Consider the following 19,946-nt stretch of genomic DNA (forward strand, 5'->3'; position numbering starts at 1 on the left):
ACGCAAAATAGGCGCCATGAAATTTTCGCGCCGCGAGATAAAATTTACGCCGTTGTGCGGCGACGAGGCGCGAACCCATCCGCTGCGTGCGCGATTAAATTTAAAATTTACGCGCCGCGGCCGCTAGATAAAATTTCGCGACCATTCAAGAGCGGCGGATGATTAAATTTAGATTGCGCCGCACCGATACGTAGCGCCATATCGCGTAGCTAAACCCGCGCCGCGCAGTAATATAACTAAGCGCGAACAGTCGGATTCGCACTGCCTCAGCTACGTAGCGGAGCGCAGCCATTTACATCGTGCACGGCTTCGTAGCTGAGATAGTCGGACCTGCGCCGTGCAGTCGCTGTAGTGAAGCGCAAGCAGCCGGGTCTGCGCCGCGTTGGCGCGCAACAAAGCACCGTGCATTAGATCCGCACCGCGCCCGCTACAAAACGATATGCCGCACAGCTAAATCGTCGCCGCACAACCGTATGGCAAAGCGCAAGTAGTCCGATTGGCATCACGCTCGCCGCGTATCGGAGCGCAACCGGGGTCCGCGCCGCGGCCGATACACAGCGAGCAACGAGATCCGCTCCGGCGCGGTTTTCAAGATTTGCAACGGCATAAAAAGTTACGAAGCGAGCGCAATAAATCCGCTCCGCTGCAGGCGAGCAAAATTTAGTGCAAAAAGTGGCGCACTCCCGTAAAATACATCGCCATGCCGAACTCGTCGGCGCTTGCGATCACCTCATCGTCGCGGATGCTGCCGCCTGGCTGCACCACCGCCGCGACGCCCGCGGCATGGGCGATCTCGATGCTGTCTTTAAACGGAAAAAATGCCTCGCTGGCAAGCGCGCAGCCGCGCAGATCGACGCCCACGTCGCGAGCCTTCGCTACTGCCGCACGTGCGGCGTCCACGCGGCTCGTCATACCCATGCCGATCGCGACCATCGCGCGAGCTTTGACGTAAACTACGCAGTTACTCTTCGTAAGTGCGGCGATCTGCCACGCGATTTTTAGATCGTTAAGCTCGCTCTCGCTAGCCGCGCGCCCCGTGACGCAGCGGGCGTTTGCGACCTCGTCCGCGCCCACGTAGTCGCGCTGCTGATATACGAAGCCGCCGTCAATGAATTTAAAATCATACTTGTCGTTTTCGCGAATTAAAAACTCCCCGCCCTGCTCGAAAATTTTAATGCGCTTTTTCTTTTCAAATACCGCAAGCGCTGCGGGCTTGACGCGAGCGGCAAGGATAACTTCGACAAAAATTTCATTGATCTTATGCGCTAGCTCCTCGTCCAAAACGCCGTTTATCGCCACGACGCCGCCGTATGCCGAGACTGGGTCGCATTTTAGCGCCTCTACGTAGCTTTCAAGCAGGCTAGATTTCACGGCAAAGCCGCATGGATTGGCGTGCTTGCAGATCGCTACTGCAGGCGCCTTACCGAAGCTGCTAGCGAGCATCAGCGCACCGTGCATATCGGTCATATTGTTAAAGCTCGCCTCGCCCTTTAAGCTCTTAAAATGGTTGCTAAAAAAATCCTCGAACTCGTACAGCGCGCCCTTTTGGTGCGGATTTTCGCCGTAGCGAGTATCAAAAACCTTGCTGCCCGTGATAAATTTTTTCGCGCCGAAGCCGCCGTTAAAGCGCTCGTTCATATAGTTTGCGATCATCGCATCGTAGGCTGCGGTGTGCTCATAAGCTTTTATCATTAAATTTTGCCTAAATTTCAGCTTCTCGCTCTCGTCCGAGCTCGCTAAATTTTGCAAAACCGCGTCGTAATCAAGTGGGCTCGTGACGACATAGACGCTTGCGAAATTCTTAGCCGCGCTTCGAACCATCGCAGGGCCGCCGATATCGATATTTTCGATAATCTCTGAAAAATCGTCGGTGTGGGCTACTGTCGCTTTAAAAGGATATAAATTTACGCACACGAGATCGATGCCGCCGATGTCGTGCTGCGCGGCTTGGCTTACGTGATTTGCGTCGTTTCGCTTATACAAAATTCCGCCGTGGATCTTTGGATGCAGGGTCTTAACCCGCCCCTCAAACATCTCGGGCGAGTCCGTGTATTGGCTCACTTCCGCTGCTTTCACGCCATTTTGCAAAAGCAGTTTATGCGTGCCGCCCGTGCTTAAAATTTCAAATCCGAGCCTCTGCAACCCTTTGGCAAACTCTACGACGCCCTTCTTATCGCTTACGCTGATTAACGCTCTCATCTTTTCTCCTTACTTTGATTTTCTAAAATTCTTTTAGCCACTATTTTAACTTCTCTTTTTAAAAGATTATCGTGAATATTGGATATTACCCGCGACCCGACAAAGATAAATGCTATCGCAGATAGTATATATGTCCAAAGACCGCCGCCGCTTGTGATACAATGAAATATAAAGTAACAAACCATAAAAAATATGTATAAACTTAAATTTTTAAAGATAAACATAAAATTTCCGCTCATAAAATAGCTAATCAAGGTCGATACTATGATAAAATATATCGAAAAAAGTACGAATTTTATAAGGTCTGCATCTCCTAAAAACTGCAAATTTTCATACAAAAAGCTATTAAATTTTAAAAAATATGCTTTTAATCCAAGAGATAGTATAAATCCGCTAATATTTTCAAAAACGCTTATAATAAATTTAAAAGCTTCGGCAATAAATCCAAAAAACTCAGTCATGCTAAAGCCTTAAAATTGGGAAATATAAATCTAGTTACAAAAAAAGCTATAACGAGAGATATTATAAAAATAAGAGCACTTGGGGCTACTAACAAACTATTAAAAAGTAAAACAATTATAGCAAAAAGCGCAGCAGACCTAATCAGAGCGTATCCGCTTTTTTCATCGAGATATTTTTTGCTCTCCTCTATGAGCGTATCTAAAGGGATTTTATGAAGCAAATTCGGATCTTTTTTAGCCTCGCTAGATACCTTTTTGCCTACTCTTGCTAAATTTGCGCTAAACAGATGAGTATTTACATAATAAGTATTTGGTATAATGCAGTTAATATCACCATCTTCATCATAAATAATAGTATCGTTGGTGCGCTCTTCTTGGCCTTTATTATATTGGATATTTAACAAAGCGTTTGCACCGAAAGCCTCTGCGTATATTTTTAGTCTATTTTTAGTGGAATTTTTACATCCTATAATTCTGCCGTCCACACCAAAAATAGAAAATCTATAAGATGAACGCTCTAAAATTTTATACTCGCGAGGTATTTCATTTTCAAAAAAAATTTTTGAAGGAATCTCGAAACTAACTAGGCTTATCTGCTTTGCAATGCTTCCTTTAGGACCGACGCTCGGTTTAAATAATACAAAATCGCCTGACGCAATTTTTGCATTCAAAATATCATTTTTATGAAAGAAATACTCCACGCCATCATCATCAGTAATAAAACCGAAACCCTTATCGAGAAAAAATTTCTTCACGCTACCACTGATTACCTCTCCCATCTTTTCTCCTTTTAATTTATTCGCATAATTTTTTAAAAATCAGCTCGCGCATGTCGTTTGCGTTAAGCTGAAAATACAAAATCGCCTCACGGCGAGCCTTTTGATACTCGCGCCTTGCTTTTTCATCTGCTGCGCCGAGCTTTGCGCCGTTAAATTTCGCCATACGCGCCGAACTCAGCTCTTTTAGCCTCTCGCCGCCCGGAGAGATGCCGCCGCTATAATTAAACCACTCTTTGCTCTGAAAAATATTAAATAAAATTTGAAAATCTACGAAATTTCCCTTATTGTACTCTGCGCAGACCCCGTTTTTGTGGCTTGCGGTGTAGATCACGCCGTATCTGCGCTCAAAAAAATATAGTTTTATGAGCTTTGCGTTTTTGTCTAAATTTGCGCCGCTACCGCCCAAAATCGCAAGCCTCGCATCGCCGCGCGTTTCGTAAGGACCTAAAATCGCGCCGTTTTCGTAGAGATTTCCGCCGCAAAGAGCGTATTTCGTATCCCCAAGCTCGCTTGAAAGAACGTAGGTTTTATCGGTTGCGAGCGAGTTTTTGCCCGCGCAGCCGAGCAGCGACAGAGCCAAAAACAAAGATGAGATAAAAAATTTCATCGCAAAAAATCCTTTAAATTTTAAAATTTTGCCTAATTTATGAAGCGGAATCGGCAAAGCGAAATTTACTAAATTTACCGCATTTACCGCGCGCAAATTTTAATTTTGCTTCTCAAATGCCGCCGCGTTGCTCGCGCGGACGTAAATTTTAAAATTTTGCGCTGCTTGCAAAAGCTAAATTTAAAAGCCGAGCGCAAAACGTAAATTTAAACCGCAGCGCAAATTTAGCCGCAAGGACCTGCGCAAATCGGCTAAATTTAAAATTTCGCGGCGCAGCTTTTATCGCCAAGCTAGGCTGCACTTGCTTTTGCCGCTTTTTAAAATTTTAAATTTACCTGCACATCTTGTTTTCCAGCTCATCCATAAGCGCGGCTATATCGTCGCCTACGAGCTCCATTAACGCCGTTTGTCGCTGCTGCTCGTTTAAATTTTGCGCGCCGATTTAAATTTTATAAGCCGCAAATTTAAAGCGGCACGAAATCCAAACAGCACTAAATATAATAGATGCTGTTTTTGATATTTTTGCCGTCGATCTCGTTTTTGCGCCACGAGCTCTCGTCGTTTAGCACGATCCAGCGCTTCTCCTCCTCACGGTAAAACCAATCCTTGTCGATCTGATAGTAGATCTGGCATCCCAAAATTTCGATGATGTTGGCGATGTTGTTGTCGTGGTAATTGTTCTCGTCGAAGTCGGTGAAGGTGCGCTGCCCCATCTCGGCGTAGAGCTCGTTTAAAATTTGAAGCATCTCGCTTAGGCGCGTATCCATCTTCTCGACCTGAAGCCCAAGCTCGTTAGCCTCTCTGAATAAGATCGGATAGTCGTGCGACGGGTAGCCGCTGTTTAGCTTGTCGCTGATAAAGGCGATCTTTTGCTCATCTTCGAAGTGGTAGCGCAGAATTTCGCGGCAAATTTTAAGCGACAGGCTGCTTGCGCGATCGACGGCGCCGAAAACGAGCGGATGGATATACTTGTAAAGCTCTTTATACGGGTTCTCGTCGTTGGGGCGTTCGTTATTTTTCCAAAGCTTCACCACGCGACTTAGCTCGTCCATCGATACGTTGGCTTGATCGTTTGTGTTCGTAACCGGCGAAAGCTCGTGACGTAGCGAAGTATCGACCGACGTTAGGTATCCTAACGGCCCCATTAAAATTTTATTCGCCCCAAGCGCCATCATCGTAGCCGCCGAAGCGCAGTTTGCCGGCACTAGAGCGATCAGCTCGTCGCAATGGTTGCGCAGGATCGAGACGATCTTAAGCGAGGCGATGCCGCTGCCGCCGTCAGATTTGATGTAAAGGTAGAGCTTTTCGAAATGCTTGCCCTTTAGGTGGTCGTTGATACTGATCGCGTCGTTGCCGCAGACACTGCCCGCGCCCGAATTAAAATAGGTAAGCAGCGGTGCGCCCAGATATTTCTCGATATTGGTGATCACCTCTTGCGTTTGCTTCATCAAAATAGGCGGTTGCTTCGCCGCCTTTTTGGCGCCCTGCTTCTGCGGCTCTTCGTCTTTGGATAAAAATCCCATGGTTTTCCTTTCGTGTTGGTTTGGTTTTAAAATTTTAACTTACAAATATCGCGCAATCTGTCCCGGTGCCACTCGATGCTCTCTTTAACCGTATTGCCTAGAGCCGTATGTGGACTTTGCAAAAACGCTCTACTATTTTTTAGGCTTGAGCTCACGTATTCGTAGCGTGAGATCACGTTTGCGCTGGCGCTTTGCGACACCGAAGCCGAAAACGAGTATGAATAAAGCGGCGCGGAGGAAGCGTAGCCGCTAAAGTGCTCTTTCAGACTTACGAATTTGCCCTCCGCAAAGGTCTTGCAAACGCCGCCGCTCGCGGAATACTCGGCGATTCGCAGCTCTTTATTGGGCGTAAAAACGTAGATCGTAAATTTATTTAGAGCTCTTTGCGAAATTTGATCCTTAGCCGTGCCGACTCCTCTTTCGTCTGTAAATAGATAGAGATTGGAGCCCTCCTCTTCATATCTTCCTAAGATCGCGTCATCTTTTAAAAGCGCGCCGCCTGAAATTTTATACTCGGTGACGGTCTGCCCGTCGTAGCTCATCATCACGGAATTTTCCGGATGCAGCTCGGCTTGCGAATACTTTACCTTCATACAACCCGCAAGCAGCGCGACCGCCGCAAGCAGCGCCAAAATTTTAATTTTATCCATAACTCCCTCGAAGTTTATCTGCAAAAATCGTCTAGTTTTCTAGTCTTCATAGCTTTTGCATATCCGTGAAGATATACGCTCGTGACGCTAATTTTCACGGCACGATCCATTTTCTTATCTTGGATTAATTTGCTTATATCCGAAGTTTTATATACACCTAATTCCTTTGAAGCTCCATTTTGTATGATGCCCTCGTCGTCGCTTTTTGAAATTTTACCATCCGCGTAAAGCCAATCGCCATCTTTAAAAGTATTTGAAATAAAGTCAAAATTCACGTATCGGCCTGCGTTATAGACGCTGCAAATTCCATCCTTGTGCCAAACGCTAAATATCATTGCGCCCCCATCGTCAAAATGATAAAATTTCATCCGTTTGGCATTTAGAGCGGATCTGTAGTTATTACCGTAAGACCTGCCCGCCCCATCGACGGCAATCGTTCTTATGTTATTTCTATATATCGAATACACGCCTAAATTTCTGCCGTTTTCATATAGATTCTCGCCGGCAAATTTATAGATCACGGTTTTGTTGCCGTCGTAAAATTTAAACTCTTTATCGCTCTTAGCCGGACGCAATACCCCGCATCCTCCAAGTAGTGCCGCCAAAACGGCAAAAATTATAAAATTTTTCATTTATCACTCCTCAAATTTAATCCAACCTTTTAGACTTTTCTCTACAAAGCAGACCAAGAAGCGTAGCACCGCTAAGCACGACGGATGCTTGCACATGATCTGCTACTGTCGAATTTAGTTTTTCTAAAATTTTTTTATCCACATAAGATAGCTTTTCATTAGCGAAATCATACCTGGATGAAATTTTTCCCATTCCTTTTCTTGACATCAAAACATCATAACTATATGCCACGATCGGCTCGCCTCGTGAATACATAGTAATATACTCCTTTATATGTACATATTTTCCTGCGGACAATGCTTTACAAACGCCGTCATTATGGCTATAAGAGATCACTTTAATAAATTCGTTCGGAACGAATATTATCTCCGTAATTTTTTTAGAATTATGTTCTTTTATCGCACTGGGATCTATATAACCATTTCCCATTTCATCAGTATAAATGTGCATACCAAGTCCCGGTGCCGTAAGATATTTGCCTAACACTTTGCCATTTTTATAGAGTTTTCCGTTATGGGCTCGGTATTTAGTGGAAATATTTTTGTCAAAGCTTAACATTGCGATATCTTCCGAGTCGGCAATTCCGTTTTGATCTTTTTTGCCCGCGCATCCTCCAAGTAGTGCCGCCAAAACGGCAAAAACTATAAAATTTTTCATTTATCTCTCCTTAAATTCTAATCCTTCGCCGCACCTTGCCGCCGTCTCGCCATCCTATTTTAAAATTTCAAGGCGTTTTGCGCCCTCAAATTTTAAAATTTGCTCGCCCTACTTCTCGCCGAAACGCTCCTTTAAAATTTTATACGCCTCGTTGATCTCCTGAAGCTTCTTCGTGCCCTCCTGGATGATCTCCTCGTCCGCGCCCTTGCCCATCAGGATGTCGGGGTGGTATTTTTTCACGAGCTCGCGATATTTTTTCTTGATCTCGCTAAACGTAGCGTCCTTGGAGAGCCCCAAAATTTCATACGGATCTCTTTTGCTTTTGGCGGAGCCTTGCGAGCTGCCCGAATAGCCGTCGCTATATCCACTCGAATACCCGCCGTAACCGCTAGAACTTTGCGAGCCTCCGTAGCCCGAACCCGCCGTGCCGCCATATCCGTAGCCGGTGCCGCCGCCGTAACTACTGCTTCCGTAGCCGCCCGTGCTTCTGCCGCCGTATTTGTCCCAATACCCGCCGCTTCTTGTGCTATAGCCGTCGTATTCATCGTAAGCGGAGCTGCTTTGCGCGCCGCCGTTTTCGTAATATGTGCCATAAAAGCTGCGCTCAAAGGTCGCGAAAATCTGGCTTTGGATATGCTCTGCAATGCCCAACCCGTCGCAAATCTGCGAGATTGTGCGCCGCTCTGCCGCACTAAAACCGCGATCGACGTAGGCTAAATTTAAAAAGAAATAGATTAGCCCCGTTTTGCGGCTCGGGCTCGGGCGGTAGATTTGGTTATATTTTTCGGCGAGCTCGCGCACATTTGCGAAGTTTTCTTTCTCGAGCTTATAAACGAGCTTCAGCGCCTCGCGTTCGCGTTCGCCGGCGCCCATTTGGCGTACCAAATCGTCTAAAATTTCGCTTATCATCGCGGCTTCGGACTCGCTTACGTGCCCGTCGCTTTTGGCGACCTTGGCTAGAAGTGCTACTAAAATTTTAGCCTCTGCTAGCTGCATTTGAGCCTTGCCGCGATAGCCAGAGTTGCCGAAAGCCACACCGATCTGCGCGAAAATATACAGCGCGATTAAAAGAAATATGATGCTAAGCACGCGCTAATCTTCGCTCTTTACGATCTTGGCAAACTCGCCGAAGTAAATTTCTTTTAACGCCTTTAGATTTTTACGGACGGAATTTATACGAAATGCTTCGCCGCCGCTGACGCCTAGACGCATCAAGCTTAGCCCGTATTTTGCGGCCAGCTCTTTAAATTTTGCCTCGTTGCGCACGCCGAAAATCGCGCGCGAAAAGCTCTCGTCGAAAATATCTCTGCTATCGTCGCAGCTCATCTCAAACTCGCCACCGATGCCGCCCACGCACGCCATCTTTGCAAGCGTAATCGCCACGCCGCCGATTCCTACGGAGTTTGCAAATTCCAAAACCCCGCTCTTGCCCGCTTCTATCGCGAAGTCCCACAAAGCGCGCTCGGCCTTTAAATTTAACTCAGGTAGGCTGCCTGCGACGCGATTTTCCACCGCTTTCATATAAAGCGAGCCCGCAAATACGCCCTTCGTATCGCCTACCAGATAGACGCTCACGCCGCTAGCGCAAAAATCGCTAGGGATGATCTCGCCCTCGTTCGTGCCCACGCACACGATCGCGGGAGTGGGCTGGATGCTAACGCCGCCCGTTTCGTTATAAAGGCTTACGTTGCCGCTGATGACCGGGGTATTTAGCGTGGCGCAAGCCTGCTTGATCCCCTCGCAGCCCTGCGCGAACTGCCACATAACCTCGGGATTTTGCGGATTGCCGTAGTTTAGGCAATCGGTGATAGCTAGAGGCGTTGCGCCGCTCATCGCGACCTTTCGCCCTGCCGACGCTACCGCGAGCGCCGCGCCTATGCGAGGATGGACGTAATTCATCCGCGTGTTGCAGTCCGCAGCCATCGCGAGCTTTACGCCGTTTTGCTTAACGCGCATCACAGCAGCGCCCAGCATGCCGGGACGCTTGGCGGAGTTTAGCCCTACGTTGGCGTCGTATTGATCGTAGATGTAGGATTTATTTAGTACTTCTGGGTCCTCAAAAATTTTATCAAACGCCGCTTCCAGCTCGCGCTCGCTTGCGCCGCAACCACACAAATTTTGCCGCGCGATCTGCGCCATATATGCAGGCTCTTTTATCGGGCGATCCAGCACGGGTGCCGCCTCGCTAAGCGGCTCGATCGGGATAACGCCCGCTAGCTCGCCGTGCCAAAAAAGCTCCATCTTGCCACTATCCGTCACCTCGCCGATTACGGCGGCATCCAGATCCCATTTGGCAAAAATTTCTTTGATTTTCTCCTCGCAGCCCTTTTTGGCGCAGATCAGCATGCGCTCCTGGCTCTCGCTTAGCATCAGCTCGTACGGGCTCATCCCTGCCTCTCGCATCGGCACAAGGTCCAAATTTAACCTCATGCCGCTGCCGCTGCGTCCAGCCATCTCAAAGCTGCTTGAAGTAAGCCCCGCCGCGCCCATATCCTGGATACCCACGACATAATCGGTTTTAAAAAGCTCCAAGCACGCCTCCATCAGCAGCTTTTCGGCGAACGGATCGCCCACCTGCACGGTCGGGCGCAGGGATTTGTTTGCGTCATTAAAGCTATCGCTCGCCATCACGGCTCCTCCGAGCCCGTCACGGCCCGTCTTAGAGCCCACGTAGATCACGCTGTTGCCGACGCCTTCGGCCCTGCCATAGAAAATTTCATCCTTTTTAACGATACCTAGAGCAAAGGCATTAACTAAAATGTTGCCGTCAAAGCTCTTATCAAAGCTCGTCTCGCCGCCTATCGTAGGGATGCCCATGCAGTTGCCATAGTGAGCGATACCTGCGACTGCTCCTTTTAGCAGATAGCGCTGCTTCCTGGCACTTTCGCTTCTTCCTCGCACCTCGCCGAAACGAAGCGAGTTCATATTGGCCTCGACGCGCGCGCCCATCGTAAAGATATCGCGCAGTATCCCGCCCACGCCGGTCGCAGCCCCCTGAAAAGGCTCTATGAAGCTAGGGTGGTTGTGGCTTTCCATCTTAAAAACCGCAGCCATGCCGCCGCCGATGTCGATGACGCCTGCGTTTTCGCCCGGGCCTTGGATAACCCAAGGCGCCTTGGTCGGAAAGCCGCTTAAGTATTTTTTACTCGATTTATAGCTGCAGTGCTCGCTCCACATCGCGCTAAAAATCCCAAGCTCGAGCAGATTCGGCTCGCGACCTAAAATTTTTAAAATTTTTTCATATTCTTCGTCTGAAATTTTATGTGCCGCTACTACTTTTTTGTCCATTTTTTCGCCCTTTTCGCCGTTAAATTTAGGCCCGTATGATAGCTAAAATTTTCTATCATTTCGATTAATCTTCGCCCTTTTTAAGATACTTCTCGTAAAGTTTCGCCTCTTTTAAAAACGCGTAAAATGCGTTAATGTTTGCCGTGATAAATCCCTTGCGCCCGTCAAAAAGCGATCTGCGCAAAATGTATGATTTAAAAAACGCAAACGGATAGATCAGCAAAAGCTTCGCAAGGCTCGGCTTCTTGCCCTTCTCAAAATCCCCCTGCGCGCGTAGCGTGGAGTAGTTGTTGTTTTTCGTAACGAGCTCGGCGATCGGCTTTTCGCTAAAATGGTTGACGCAAAATTTACTCTTTTTTACTGCGCCTTTTACGATCGAAATTTGCGCGTGAACGCCCATATTTCTATACTCGCCGCACTCCTTGCGAAAGAAGCGGATGTGGGTGTTTTTATGCACGAGATCGGAGCACTTGCGTCCGAGCGAGTATTCGTGAAATTTAATATCCAGCGCAGAGTAATCGCTCTGGCTCATAAACTCCTCTATCTCGCCTTTTAGCTCAGGACTTACCTCCTCGTCGCCGTCGAGATTGAGCACCCATTCGTTGCTACATAGCGAAAATGCGTAGTTTTTCTGCACCCCCTCGCCCTGCCAATCGTGATGGTAAATTTTATCGGTAAATTTACGCGCGATTTGCAGCGTGGCATCGGTGCTGCCGCTATCGACGATTATGATCTCGGCAAAATCCGACACGCTACGCAGCATACGCTCGATGTGGCGCTCCTCATTCATCACTATCGCATAAACGGACGCTTTAATCATAGTTTGTTCCTTATCCTCGTAAATTTCAGCCAAAAATCAAAAAACCCCTCCGTGCCCAAAATACCGATACGCTTTACGGCGTATTTATCGTCGCCCGCCTCGTAAAGTCCGCGCTTGACGACCACCGCGCCTTTAAAATTTGATCTGGCGATATTTAAAATTTCGTCGTTAAATTTACCGTACGGGTAGGCAAACACCTCGCACGGCCGCCCGCAAATACGCGCTACGCGAGCCTTGGATTCGATGATCTCATCTGTGGCTAGCTGCGGATCGCTCGCGTAGGTAAGGTCTAAATTTACGTGGTGCATCGTATGCGCGCCGAACTCCACCAGCCCGCTTGCTTGCATTTTTAAAATTTGCTCCTCGTTTAGCATCCGCGCAAGGTGGGTCGTGTTAGCGCGCTCCCAGTCGTTTTGTACGGCATCCGGCACCAAAAATATGCTCGCTTTGAAATCGTATTTTTTCAAAATTTCAAAGGCATCGGTAAAGTTATTTTCAAACCCGTCGTCGAATGTGATGCAAACCGCCTTTTTAGGCAGCCGCTCTAGCGCGATAAGCTCGCTAAGCTTAAAGCTTTCAAAGCCATTTTTCGCAAGCCACGCGATCTGTCTTTCAAAATCCGCAGGCTTCAGCCGCCATTTGTCGAATTTATCGCCCTTATGCTCCTCTACGCTATGATACATCAGCACCCGCGCCTTATGCCAGCCCTGCGGGATCCGCCACCAGTTATACCGCAGCGAAACGCCCACCGCGGCGGCAAAGATCAGAAACATAAAAATATAGTTCATCTTGATTCTTTTACATCATCAACTTTTCTATCACTCGATGAATTTATATATTTATAATAGTTAGCGACAAGCATAAATATAGTTATAGAAAATATCATAAAAAACGACCAACGGCTCTTAGAAATTACAAAAGTGGAATTTAAAAAGGAAAATGCATAAAAAACACTAAATGCACCAATCAATATAAAAGTTCCTTTTCTATAAACATTATAAAGGATACTAAAAAATAGTGTAATGGCAAACCCAAATCCAACAATTCCTTGCTCTGCAAGTATATCCATCCAAGGGCTATGCGCATGTTCAACCATTTTATTTTGTTCCTTATCTATTTCGTAACTTTCAAATTCCGGTTTATAGTAATCGAATTGTCTATATTTAAAATTTTTAAAACCTACGCCCAATATAGGATTATCTTTAAATTCTTCTATAGCAGTTTTCCAAATAGCCACCCTAAGGTGCTTTTGATTCTCGAATGGATGTGCTAAAGAAATCAACCTATCCTGTAATTTATCGCTATTAAAGGCTATAGAAATCACACATACACATAAAACAGCTAACATAATAAAAGCTGTTTTTCTATAAGGGCTAGTCCAAACTATTATAGGGATAAACACGGAAAGTAATAATAAAGGACCCCTGGAGCCGCTTAGCGGAACAGCTATTAAAATTCCAAAAAGAGCCGAGCCGTATAGAATGTAATGAGATGAAGAGCGATCTTTCAAACTAAGCATAGCCCCAAACACTCCAACATAAAGAGGCAAGATAAAAGGGAAAATTCTGCTATTGCTAGAAAAAAATATATCGGTCGCCCTACCATCCAAAATCGGAACGCCAAAAATATTATAGCCTATAAGAAATTGTAGCAGTGCATTGAATGCAACGAATAAAACAATATAAGTTTGAAATTTAAAAAATCTTTCTAATTTATCCTTGGAATCAAGATATGTCTTAATCGCCAAATACAAAAGTACCCATAAGAATAAAACTCCTGCAGCACTAATAATGCCATCTTTATGTGTTGCCCAAATTACACTAGACAGCATATATATACACCAAATAGACATAAATATAAAAAATTTATCTTTAAACACGCAAAATAAGCGCTCCTTAAAAGTATGGAATAGAAATATAACTACTATTAGGGCGCTGAAGACATTATAAGACTTACCTACAAAAAAACTTAAAGACAATATATATAATAAATATCCCATAATCTTTTCATAGCTAAATTTTGATAACATTTATTTTCCTTTCTTATATTTCATCTTATTATATTATCAAAATCTTCTAAAAATTGAACTAGAAAATAGTGGTGTTTAACACTTATGATTTTACAATAAACATCAATACTCATCCAAATTTAATAATAGCGGCATAAAAATTTAGCAATCCCATACCGCCTTTACTTAAGCAATTAGCATCGAAAGTAAAAAGTTATAGAATACTGTTTTTGATTACGCCACCGCATCGTCAGACTGTGCACCCAAAAATGCGGCAAAAACAAAGCTACAAATCACCACACAAACTACTATATAACCAACCATATCTCTACCCTCCTACTTTTTTAACTCTCGTATTTCTTTATACTTTTTTTCAATTTTCCTATTAACCAGCACTAGAGCAAAACACAAAGCAATCATTCCTAATCCGCTTAAAATCAAAATAAATGCTTTTGCCGTTTCGTAGTTATTTAACAACCAACCGCCAAGCGAAATCATTAGCCCGACGATTATGCCCAACCAAAATCTAAGCGTCATCAATCTTTCTTTTGCTTCGTCTAATTTAGACATCTTTATCCTTTATTTCGGGATTATAACATTATTATCAAGCATTTACAAGACTAAATTTATGCCCGAAATACGCCAAACTGGTAAATATATCATCCATTAATCGCTACTTTGCCTAAATTTAGGCTTCGCATAACAGCTCCTCGTAGTAATTTTTAAGCGAGCTAATATAATTTTGCAGCGTCAAAGTTTGCTTGAACTTGGCGTGTTTTTGCGCAAAAGCCCGGGCGTATTTGCCGTAAGTGCGGTAAATTTCATCGATCTTGGCGCCCAGATCCGCCGCCTCGCATAAAAACTCCTCGCTTAAAATTTCCGAAATTCCGCCCGCGCGGGTAGATATCAGCACGGGCGAATAAAAAATACCTTCGATCAAAATCACGGGAAAGCCCTCCTTGCGCGAGCTGATGACATGCAGGTGCGACGCGGCAAGAGCTGCCGCAACGTCGTCGCAAAAGCCGCATAGCCGCACGTGGTCCCGTAAATTTAGCGAATCGATTAAATTTTGCAAATTTTGCCTCTCGCCGCCCTGACCGTAAATTTTAAGCTCGAAATCAAATTTCAGCTCGCTTGCGGCGCGGATCAAAAGATCAAAACCCTTAATCTTATCGAGCCTGCCGACCGCAACGATGCTAAATTTAAAATTTCCTGCCGCCGCGTTTGCGCCCTGTTGCGATACAAATACGCTACTAGTCTTATTTTGCGATGCGTCCGCATCCAAAGCCCTATCTTGCGACACACCCGCCCTGCCAGGCATATCTTGCGACGTGTACGCAGCGTCAGCCATATTTTGCGACGCACCCGCAGCGCCAGCCGAGTCGCTGCGCGCGTCCTTTGTTTCCTTGAGCGCTTCGTTTGCGGCACCCTCCAAGTCCTTGCAGCGCGCGTAAATTTCACGATTTGCAAACTCCTGTCGCGGCTCTATGCCGAAATATATCACCTTCGCGGCGTGATTTATCGTGGTTGCGACCTTGCGAGAGGCTGCGATGACGTTTCGCACGCGATCGAAAACCGGCGCCTTGCGATCGTTGTGTTTGGTCGCGACAAGCTTAAGGCTTAAAAATTTTTCGACCACGAAGCCGATCTGTGCGGCTTTGGCGCCGTGCGAATGTAAAATTTCAAATCCGCCCGAGCGTAAAAACCGATAAATTTCAGCGAACAAAAACGGATTATAGCGCTTGTCGCGGCTTTTGTACTCATAAATTTGCACGCGCGCATCCAGACGCTGTAAAAACTCGCATCTATCGGGCACGATTAGCGCCGCCTGCTCGCTTTTGCAAAGCTCATTTAGCGAGTCGATCACGATCTTTTCGACACCACCGTAAAATCTGGAGCAGCAAAGATAGGCGATTTTCATCTATTTCTGCCCTTCTTCATCTTCAAAATGAAGCTAAAAAGCCCCTGCCTGCCGCTAACCATGATGCGCGGAATTTCAAAATTTGAGTAGTGAGGGCGCAACACGTCGTTTTGCGTCGTAACGGCGCAGCTAAAGCCCGCCTCGCGCGCGCAGCGCACGCTAATCTCGTCGTAAAAGCCGAACGGATAGGCAAAAGCGCTGCAAGAAATATCAAATTTCGCCTCTATTTCGCGCTTTGATTCGCTCATCTGGCGCAGCTGCTCTGCCGCGTCCAAGCTAGGCAAGTTTGCGTGATCGAGCGTATGCGAGCCGATCTCGATGAGCCCGCTTTGCAAAAGCTCGCAGACCTCCTGATCGCTTAGCATCTGCTCGCGATTTAGCTCGTCGCTTGATTTTTTCAGATCCTTATCGGTCGCCCAATTCCCCTCAAAGCGCCGGTTCACGATGAAAATCGTCGCCTTAAAGCCGTATTTTTGCAAAAGAGGCAGGGCGCCCGTGAGATTATCGCGGTATCCGTCGTCGAAAGTAATACAAACCGCCTTTGCGGGCTTTTTATCCAAGCTTGCAAGCTCGCTTAGAGTGTAGCTCGTAAAACCGTTTCGCTTCAGCCACGCAAGCTGTTTTTCAAACGCGGTGGGGGTCACGCGCAGGCGGTTGAATTTAGAGGCGCGCTTTGGCAGATGCTCGCGGATCATATGATACATCAGCACGCGCGGATACTCGTAAGGCAGATCCTTCGCCCACCACGCAAAGCGTAGGCAGAACCACGCAAAAAGCGCCGCTGCCGCAAAAGCCAAAACCGCCGCCGCGTAGATCATCGCTCGATCTTCATGCGATAGGCCAAAAAGCTTAGTATCGTAGCCAGACTTAGCGCTGCAAAGGAGATCTGATAGACCGCGTTTTTGAAAAACAGCGACGCGCACCAAAGAAGCAGCAGTGTTAAAAATGTGATTCTCCAGCCGTTAGGCGCGCCGTTTTCGTAAAAAAAATTTTTCATATTAAACTCTCATAAACCTTTATCGTTTTTTCTACCATCTGCTCTAGGCTGAAGTTTTGCGAAACGTAGCCGTAGCCGTCAAATTTCAGCTCGCGCGCGGGAGCAAACAGCTCTGCCAGCGCCTGCGCGTCGCCCACGTCAAAAAAATAGCCGTTTTCGCCCTCTTTTATGATATCCAGCGCGCCGCCGTGGCGGGTCGCGATCACGGGGCAGTTCAGCGCGATCGCCTCAGCCATCGAACGCCCAAAGCTCTCAGGCTTGCTTGAGGCGCTTACCGTGACCGACGAGAGCGAGTAAATTTCGGCTACCTTGCTCTGCGAACCCGTAAAAATTACGCGCTCGCAGAGGCTAAGCTCAGCTACGAGCGATTTTAGCTCGGAAAAATACTCGTCGCGATCCGCTCTCACGCCGCCTACGATCAAAATTTTAAGCTTTTGTTCGCTCGCCAAAGCCGCAGCGCGAATCAGAGTTTTGTAATCCTTAATCTGCGTGATACGCCCAATGCTTGAGACGATGAAATCATCCTGCGCGAGGTGGAATTTTTCGCGAAATTCCGCAATGAAGCGCTCGTCTAAATTTTTGGGATTAAATTTTTCTAGATCGATACCGCGCGGAATGATCGTGATCTTGGCTGCGTCTACGCCGTAGCTTCGCACTACGTGATCGCGCGTATAGCCGCTTGGGCAGATGATCGCGTCCGCATCCGTCATGATTTTGCTGTAGAAATTTACGGAATTTATCCCATGCACGGTGCTTACGATCTTTGCACGCGGGCGGGCAAATTTAACCAGCCACGCCGGCACGCGAGAGCGAACATGCACGATGTCTGGAGCGATCCCGCTTAAAATTTTACGCAGCTTTAAAACGCGCGCCGCAACGCTTAGGATATTTTTGGAGCAAACGTCGAGCTGGACGTGCACGCCGCCATCTTTTTCTATCTTTGACGCCAATTTGCCGCCGTTACTGATAACGAAATTTTCGATGCCGCACCGCGCAAACTCTCTATTTAGCTCGACTACGCCGCGCTCGACGCCGCCTTCGTTCAGCTCGGGCAGGATTTGCACGACCCTCATATTTTTATCTCCCTCACAAACGCCTTAAGATCGTACTTTGCGGTCTTTTTTAGCGCTTCATCGTAGCGCCTAGCATGACCCGTAGAAACGAGAGCGCTTATAAAATCGTCAAATTTATTATGAGCATCTTTGCGCTTTAGGCTCAAAATGGCTACGCTCGCGCTCCCGTTAGATGCAGCCTCGCTTATCATCGAGACGCTGTCCTCGCTGATAAAAACCCACTCGCACTGCGCCAAAAAATCGCCGATCGGATTTACGGGCTCGCGGCTATAAATCACGCTGTAATCCCAGCTGAGCTTTTCTAGCGCGTTCTCGGTAGCCCGCGGCGTGCGCGGAGAGGTCGTTAGCGCAAACTCGCAGTCCGCAAACTGCGCCCTTACGCCCTCGATCTGCTTTAAAATTTCATCCCCCATCTCAAAGCAGGAATTCGGCCCGCCGATGATAAATCCTACCGCCTTGCGCTGCGGCTGGTACAGCCCCTGCGGGCGCGAAAAACTAAGCGAGACGGGCGAAATTTTTAGATTTGCGCGCGGCTTTGGGCGGTCATGCGCGCCTGCGATGATGACGCTAAAATCCTTGCGGTAGCCCTTCGGATACATTAATGCTATACTCGGCTTTGCGTATCTGCGCGCGTAAAATTTCAGCGCGTAATAGGTCGTAGAGCCCGCGCCTACGAACAGATCGAAATCTGCGAAATTTAAATTACGATCTGATGCAGCGTCTAAATTTGCGCTATATGATACGGCATCTGAATTGGTGCCATTCGGCGCGGCGTCTAAATTTGCGCTATCTGGCGCGACGGGACTATTTAAAGCGGAATTGTTTAAATTTGATCCGTTTTTGCAGTCTGCCGCCGCGCCGCTCTCGCCGAGATCGCACTTAAAAATTTTAAAATAAAGCCCTAAAAAATCAAGCGCGTAGGAGAAGAGTTTAAGAAGCTTGTTAGCGTAAGCGATCTTACAAATGCAAAACTCAAGCCCTCTTAGCTCGCAAAATGCGATGCTTTGGTTCTCGTGCCCCTTGCGGCCGTCGCTTAAGATGAGCGCTTTCCGATACGGATTTTTAGCGGCGGGCGGATTTACGCAGGAGCTTTCGCTGTTTAAATTTAAAGAGCCACTGCCTGCGTGCCACGCCCAGCTTGGAGCACTTGATCTTAAATTTTTACCTCTAAAATTTTCACGGCGCAAAATGTAAGAGGGGCTGCCGCAAACCGATATGAAATTTTTGAGATCCGAATTTTTGCCATCTCGCGCGGCGGCGATCGTCATAGAGCTTTCGCGATTTAAAATTTTACCTTCTCGCGCGGCACCGCCTAAATTTACGACGCTTTGCTCTTTTACAAAAAAGCGCGAGCCCTGCGGCGCGGATAAATTTCTTATGACGCCCTGTTTGCTCTCGCCTCTTGAAATTTGCCGCGCCATCAGTCCATCTTCCATCGTTTATGTATCCAAAACCACTGCTGCGGCGCGGTTCGCACGACCTCTTCGAAAATGTCGTTGCACTTTTGCGTGATAAACAGCTCGGCTTCGTCCTTATTTAGCCCTTCAGATAGCGGCGGGAAATCCTTGATCACGATCTCATAGCGATTATCCTCTCCGCGCCGCGCAAAGATCGGGATCAGCACGGGGCGAAATTTCAAATAAAGCGACGCGATGGTCTTTGTAGTGTAGCATTGCCGTCCAAAAAAGGTCGTAATCAGGCTGTTTTTAGGGCCTGGCTTTTGATCGGGCAGGATGCCTACGTTGCGCCCCTGCTTTAGCGCCTGCACGAGCCTGCGCATCGCATCGTCCTTGTAAATGAGGTCGTTGCCGTAGCGCTCGCGAAACGGCGCCACGAGCCGCTCTTCGATCAACTCATTATCGCTGCGACGCCCGACTACCGAGACGGGAAAGCCGTTAGCGCCGAAAAAATTAGCTAAAATTTCCCAATTTCCAAAATGCGCGGTAAAAAATAAAATCCCGTGCGGATTATCACCTTTTAGCTCTCGGACGCGCCCTAGCGCCTGCTCGCCGTTTGAAATCAGATCATCAAATTTTAGTCTGCCGTTGTAAAATAAAAGCGTGTCGGTAAGCGTCCTAGCGATACTGCGAAAATTCTCGATCGCAAGAGCGTGAAGCTCACTTTCGCTTTTTTGCGGATAGGCGGCGCGAAGGTTATCCTGCGCGACTTTAACGCGCCTACTAAGCTTCCACGATGCGAAAAGTGCGAGCTTATCGAAAAATGCGAATATGAAGCTTTTCGGCGCGAATTTTGCAAATTTTATCAGACCCAGCGCCAAAAAATATTGGATTTTTTCCTTCATAAAGACCTCGTTTTAAATGCGAGATTAT

General features: G+C 47.1%; 20 protein-coding genes. All 20 read right to left on the reverse strand.

Annotated elements, in window-relative coordinates; all coding sequences use genetic code 11:
• Positions 1 to 660: 660 nt before the first annotated feature.
• On the reverse strand, positions 661 to 2,199 hold the full coding sequence (gene purH / locus CGRAC_RS07225; RefSeq protein ID WP_005873198.1) for a bifunctional phosphoribosylaminoimidazolecarboxamide formyltransferase/IMP cyclohydrolase: 1,539 nt from the start codon (positions 2,197 to 2,199) through the stop codon (positions 661 to 663).
• Positions 2,196 to 2,660 carry a hypothetical protein gene (locus tag CGRAC_RS07230; RefSeq protein ID WP_005873199.1) on the reverse strand — a complete coding sequence of 155 codons (465 nt, stop codon included), beginning with the start codon at positions 2,658 to 2,660 and terminating at the stop codon, positions 2,196 to 2,198. Before CGRAC_RS07230 ends, purH begins: the two co-directional genes overlap by 4 nt.
• A complete protein-coding gene (locus tag CGRAC_RS07235; RefSeq protein WP_005873200.1) occupies positions 2,657 to 3,439 on the reverse strand; it encodes a cold-shock protein in 783 nt (260 codons plus the stop codon). Before CGRAC_RS07235 ends, CGRAC_RS07230 begins: the two co-directional genes overlap by 4 nt.
• A gap of 16 nt (positions 3,440 to 3,455) precedes the next feature.
• A complete protein-coding gene (locus tag CGRAC_RS07240) occupies positions 3,456 to 4,046 on the reverse strand; it encodes a hypothetical protein (RefSeq protein ID WP_143297838.1) in 591 nt (196 codons plus the stop codon).
• A 491-nt stretch (positions 4,047 to 4,537) separates the two neighbouring features.
• The gene (locus tag CGRAC_RS07245; protein ID WP_005873202.1) at positions 4,538 to 5,569 is read right to left on the reverse strand and encodes an SDH family Clp fold serine proteinase; all 1,032 of its coding nucleotides are present in this window, start codon (positions 5,567 to 5,569) and stop codon (positions 4,538 to 4,540) included.
• Between the two features lie 26 nt (positions 5,570 to 5,595).
• Positions 5,596 to 6,219 (reverse strand): hypothetical protein, encoded by a 624-nt coding sequence (locus CGRAC_RS07250; RefSeq protein ID WP_005873203.1) that lies wholly within the window; start codon positions 6,217 to 6,219, stop codon positions 5,596 to 5,598.
• Positions 6,220 to 6,233: 14 nt separating this feature from the next.
• On the reverse strand, positions 6,234 to 6,851 hold the full coding sequence (locus tag CGRAC_RS07255) for a hypothetical protein (RefSeq protein WP_005873204.1): 618 nt from the start codon (positions 6,849 to 6,851) through the stop codon (positions 6,234 to 6,236).
• A 16-nt stretch (positions 6,852 to 6,867) separates the two neighbouring features.
• Positions 6,868 to 7,509 carry a hypothetical protein gene (locus CGRAC_RS07260; RefSeq protein ID WP_005873205.1) on the reverse strand — a complete coding sequence of 214 codons (642 nt, stop codon included), beginning with the start codon at positions 7,507 to 7,509 and terminating at the stop codon, positions 6,868 to 6,870.
• 108 nt (positions 7,510 to 7,617) lie between these two features.
• Entirely contained in the window at positions 7,618 to 8,598 is a 981-nt protein-coding gene (locus CGRAC_RS12530; protein WP_005873206.1) for a molecular chaperone DjiA, read from the reverse strand.
• 3 nt (positions 8,599 to 8,601) lie between these two features.
• A complete protein-coding gene (gene purL, locus CGRAC_RS07270; RefSeq protein WP_005873207.1) occupies positions 8,602 to 10,797 on the reverse strand; it encodes a phosphoribosylformylglycinamidine synthase subunit PurL in 2,196 nt (731 codons plus the stop codon).
• A 64-nt stretch (positions 10,798 to 10,861) separates the two neighbouring features.
• Complete coding sequence (locus CGRAC_RS07275) at positions 10,862 to 11,617, reverse strand: glycosyltransferase family 2 protein (protein ID WP_005873208.1); 756 nt, start codon at positions 11,615 to 11,617, stop codon at positions 10,862 to 10,864.
• Positions 11,614 to 12,405, reverse strand: coding sequence for a polysaccharide deacetylase family protein (locus tag CGRAC_RS07280; protein WP_005873209.1), 792 nt, complete (start codon positions 12,403 to 12,405; stop codon positions 11,614 to 11,616). Before CGRAC_RS07280 ends, CGRAC_RS07275 begins: the two co-directional genes overlap by 4 nt.
• Entirely contained in the window at positions 12,402 to 13,646 is a 1,245-nt protein-coding gene (locus tag CGRAC_RS07285; RefSeq protein WP_005873210.1) for an O-antigen ligase family protein, read from the reverse strand. The genes CGRAC_RS07280 and CGRAC_RS07285 overlap by 4 nt, the downstream gene beginning before the upstream one ends.
• A gap of 315 nt (positions 13,647 to 13,961) precedes the next feature.
• A complete protein-coding gene (locus tag CGRAC_RS07290) occupies positions 13,962 to 14,195 on the reverse strand; it encodes a hypothetical protein (protein ID WP_005873211.1) in 234 nt (77 codons plus the stop codon).
• 118 nt (positions 14,196 to 14,313) lie between these two features.
• Positions 14,314 to 15,546 carry a glycosyltransferase gene (locus CGRAC_RS07295; RefSeq protein WP_005873212.1) on the reverse strand — a complete coding sequence of 411 codons (1,233 nt, stop codon included), beginning with the start codon at positions 15,544 to 15,546 and terminating at the stop codon, positions 14,314 to 14,316.
• A complete protein-coding gene (locus CGRAC_RS07300; RefSeq protein WP_005873213.1) occupies positions 15,543 to 16,364 on the reverse strand; it encodes a polysaccharide deacetylase family protein in 822 nt (273 codons plus the stop codon). The genes CGRAC_RS07295 and CGRAC_RS07300 overlap by 4 nt, the downstream gene beginning before the upstream one ends.
• Entirely contained in the window at positions 16,361 to 16,543 is a 183-nt protein-coding gene (locus CGRAC_RS07305) for a hypothetical protein (protein ID WP_005873214.1), read from the reverse strand. Before CGRAC_RS07305 ends, CGRAC_RS07300 begins: the two co-directional genes overlap by 4 nt.
• A complete protein-coding gene (locus CGRAC_RS07310; RefSeq protein WP_005873215.1) occupies positions 16,540 to 17,616 on the reverse strand; it encodes a glycosyltransferase in 1,077 nt (358 codons plus the stop codon). The genes CGRAC_RS07305 and CGRAC_RS07310 overlap by 4 nt, the downstream gene beginning before the upstream one ends.
• Entirely contained in the window at positions 17,613 to 19,052 is a 1,440-nt protein-coding gene (locus tag CGRAC_RS07315) for an ELM1/GtrOC1 family putative glycosyltransferase (RefSeq protein ID WP_005873216.1), read from the reverse strand. The genes CGRAC_RS07310 and CGRAC_RS07315 overlap by 4 nt, the downstream gene beginning before the upstream one ends.
• The gene (locus tag CGRAC_RS07320) at positions 19,037 to 19,918 is read right to left on the reverse strand and encodes a lysophospholipid acyltransferase family protein (protein WP_005873217.1); all 882 of its coding nucleotides are present in this window, start codon (positions 19,916 to 19,918) and stop codon (positions 19,037 to 19,039) included. The genes CGRAC_RS07315 and CGRAC_RS07320 overlap by 16 nt, the downstream gene beginning before the upstream one ends.
• Positions 19,919 to 19,946: the final 28 nt, after the last annotated feature.

This window comes from Campylobacter gracilis (assembly GCF_001190745.1).
GTDB lineage: Bacteria > Campylobacterota > Campylobacteria > Campylobacterales > Campylobacteraceae > Campylobacter_B > Campylobacter_B gracilis.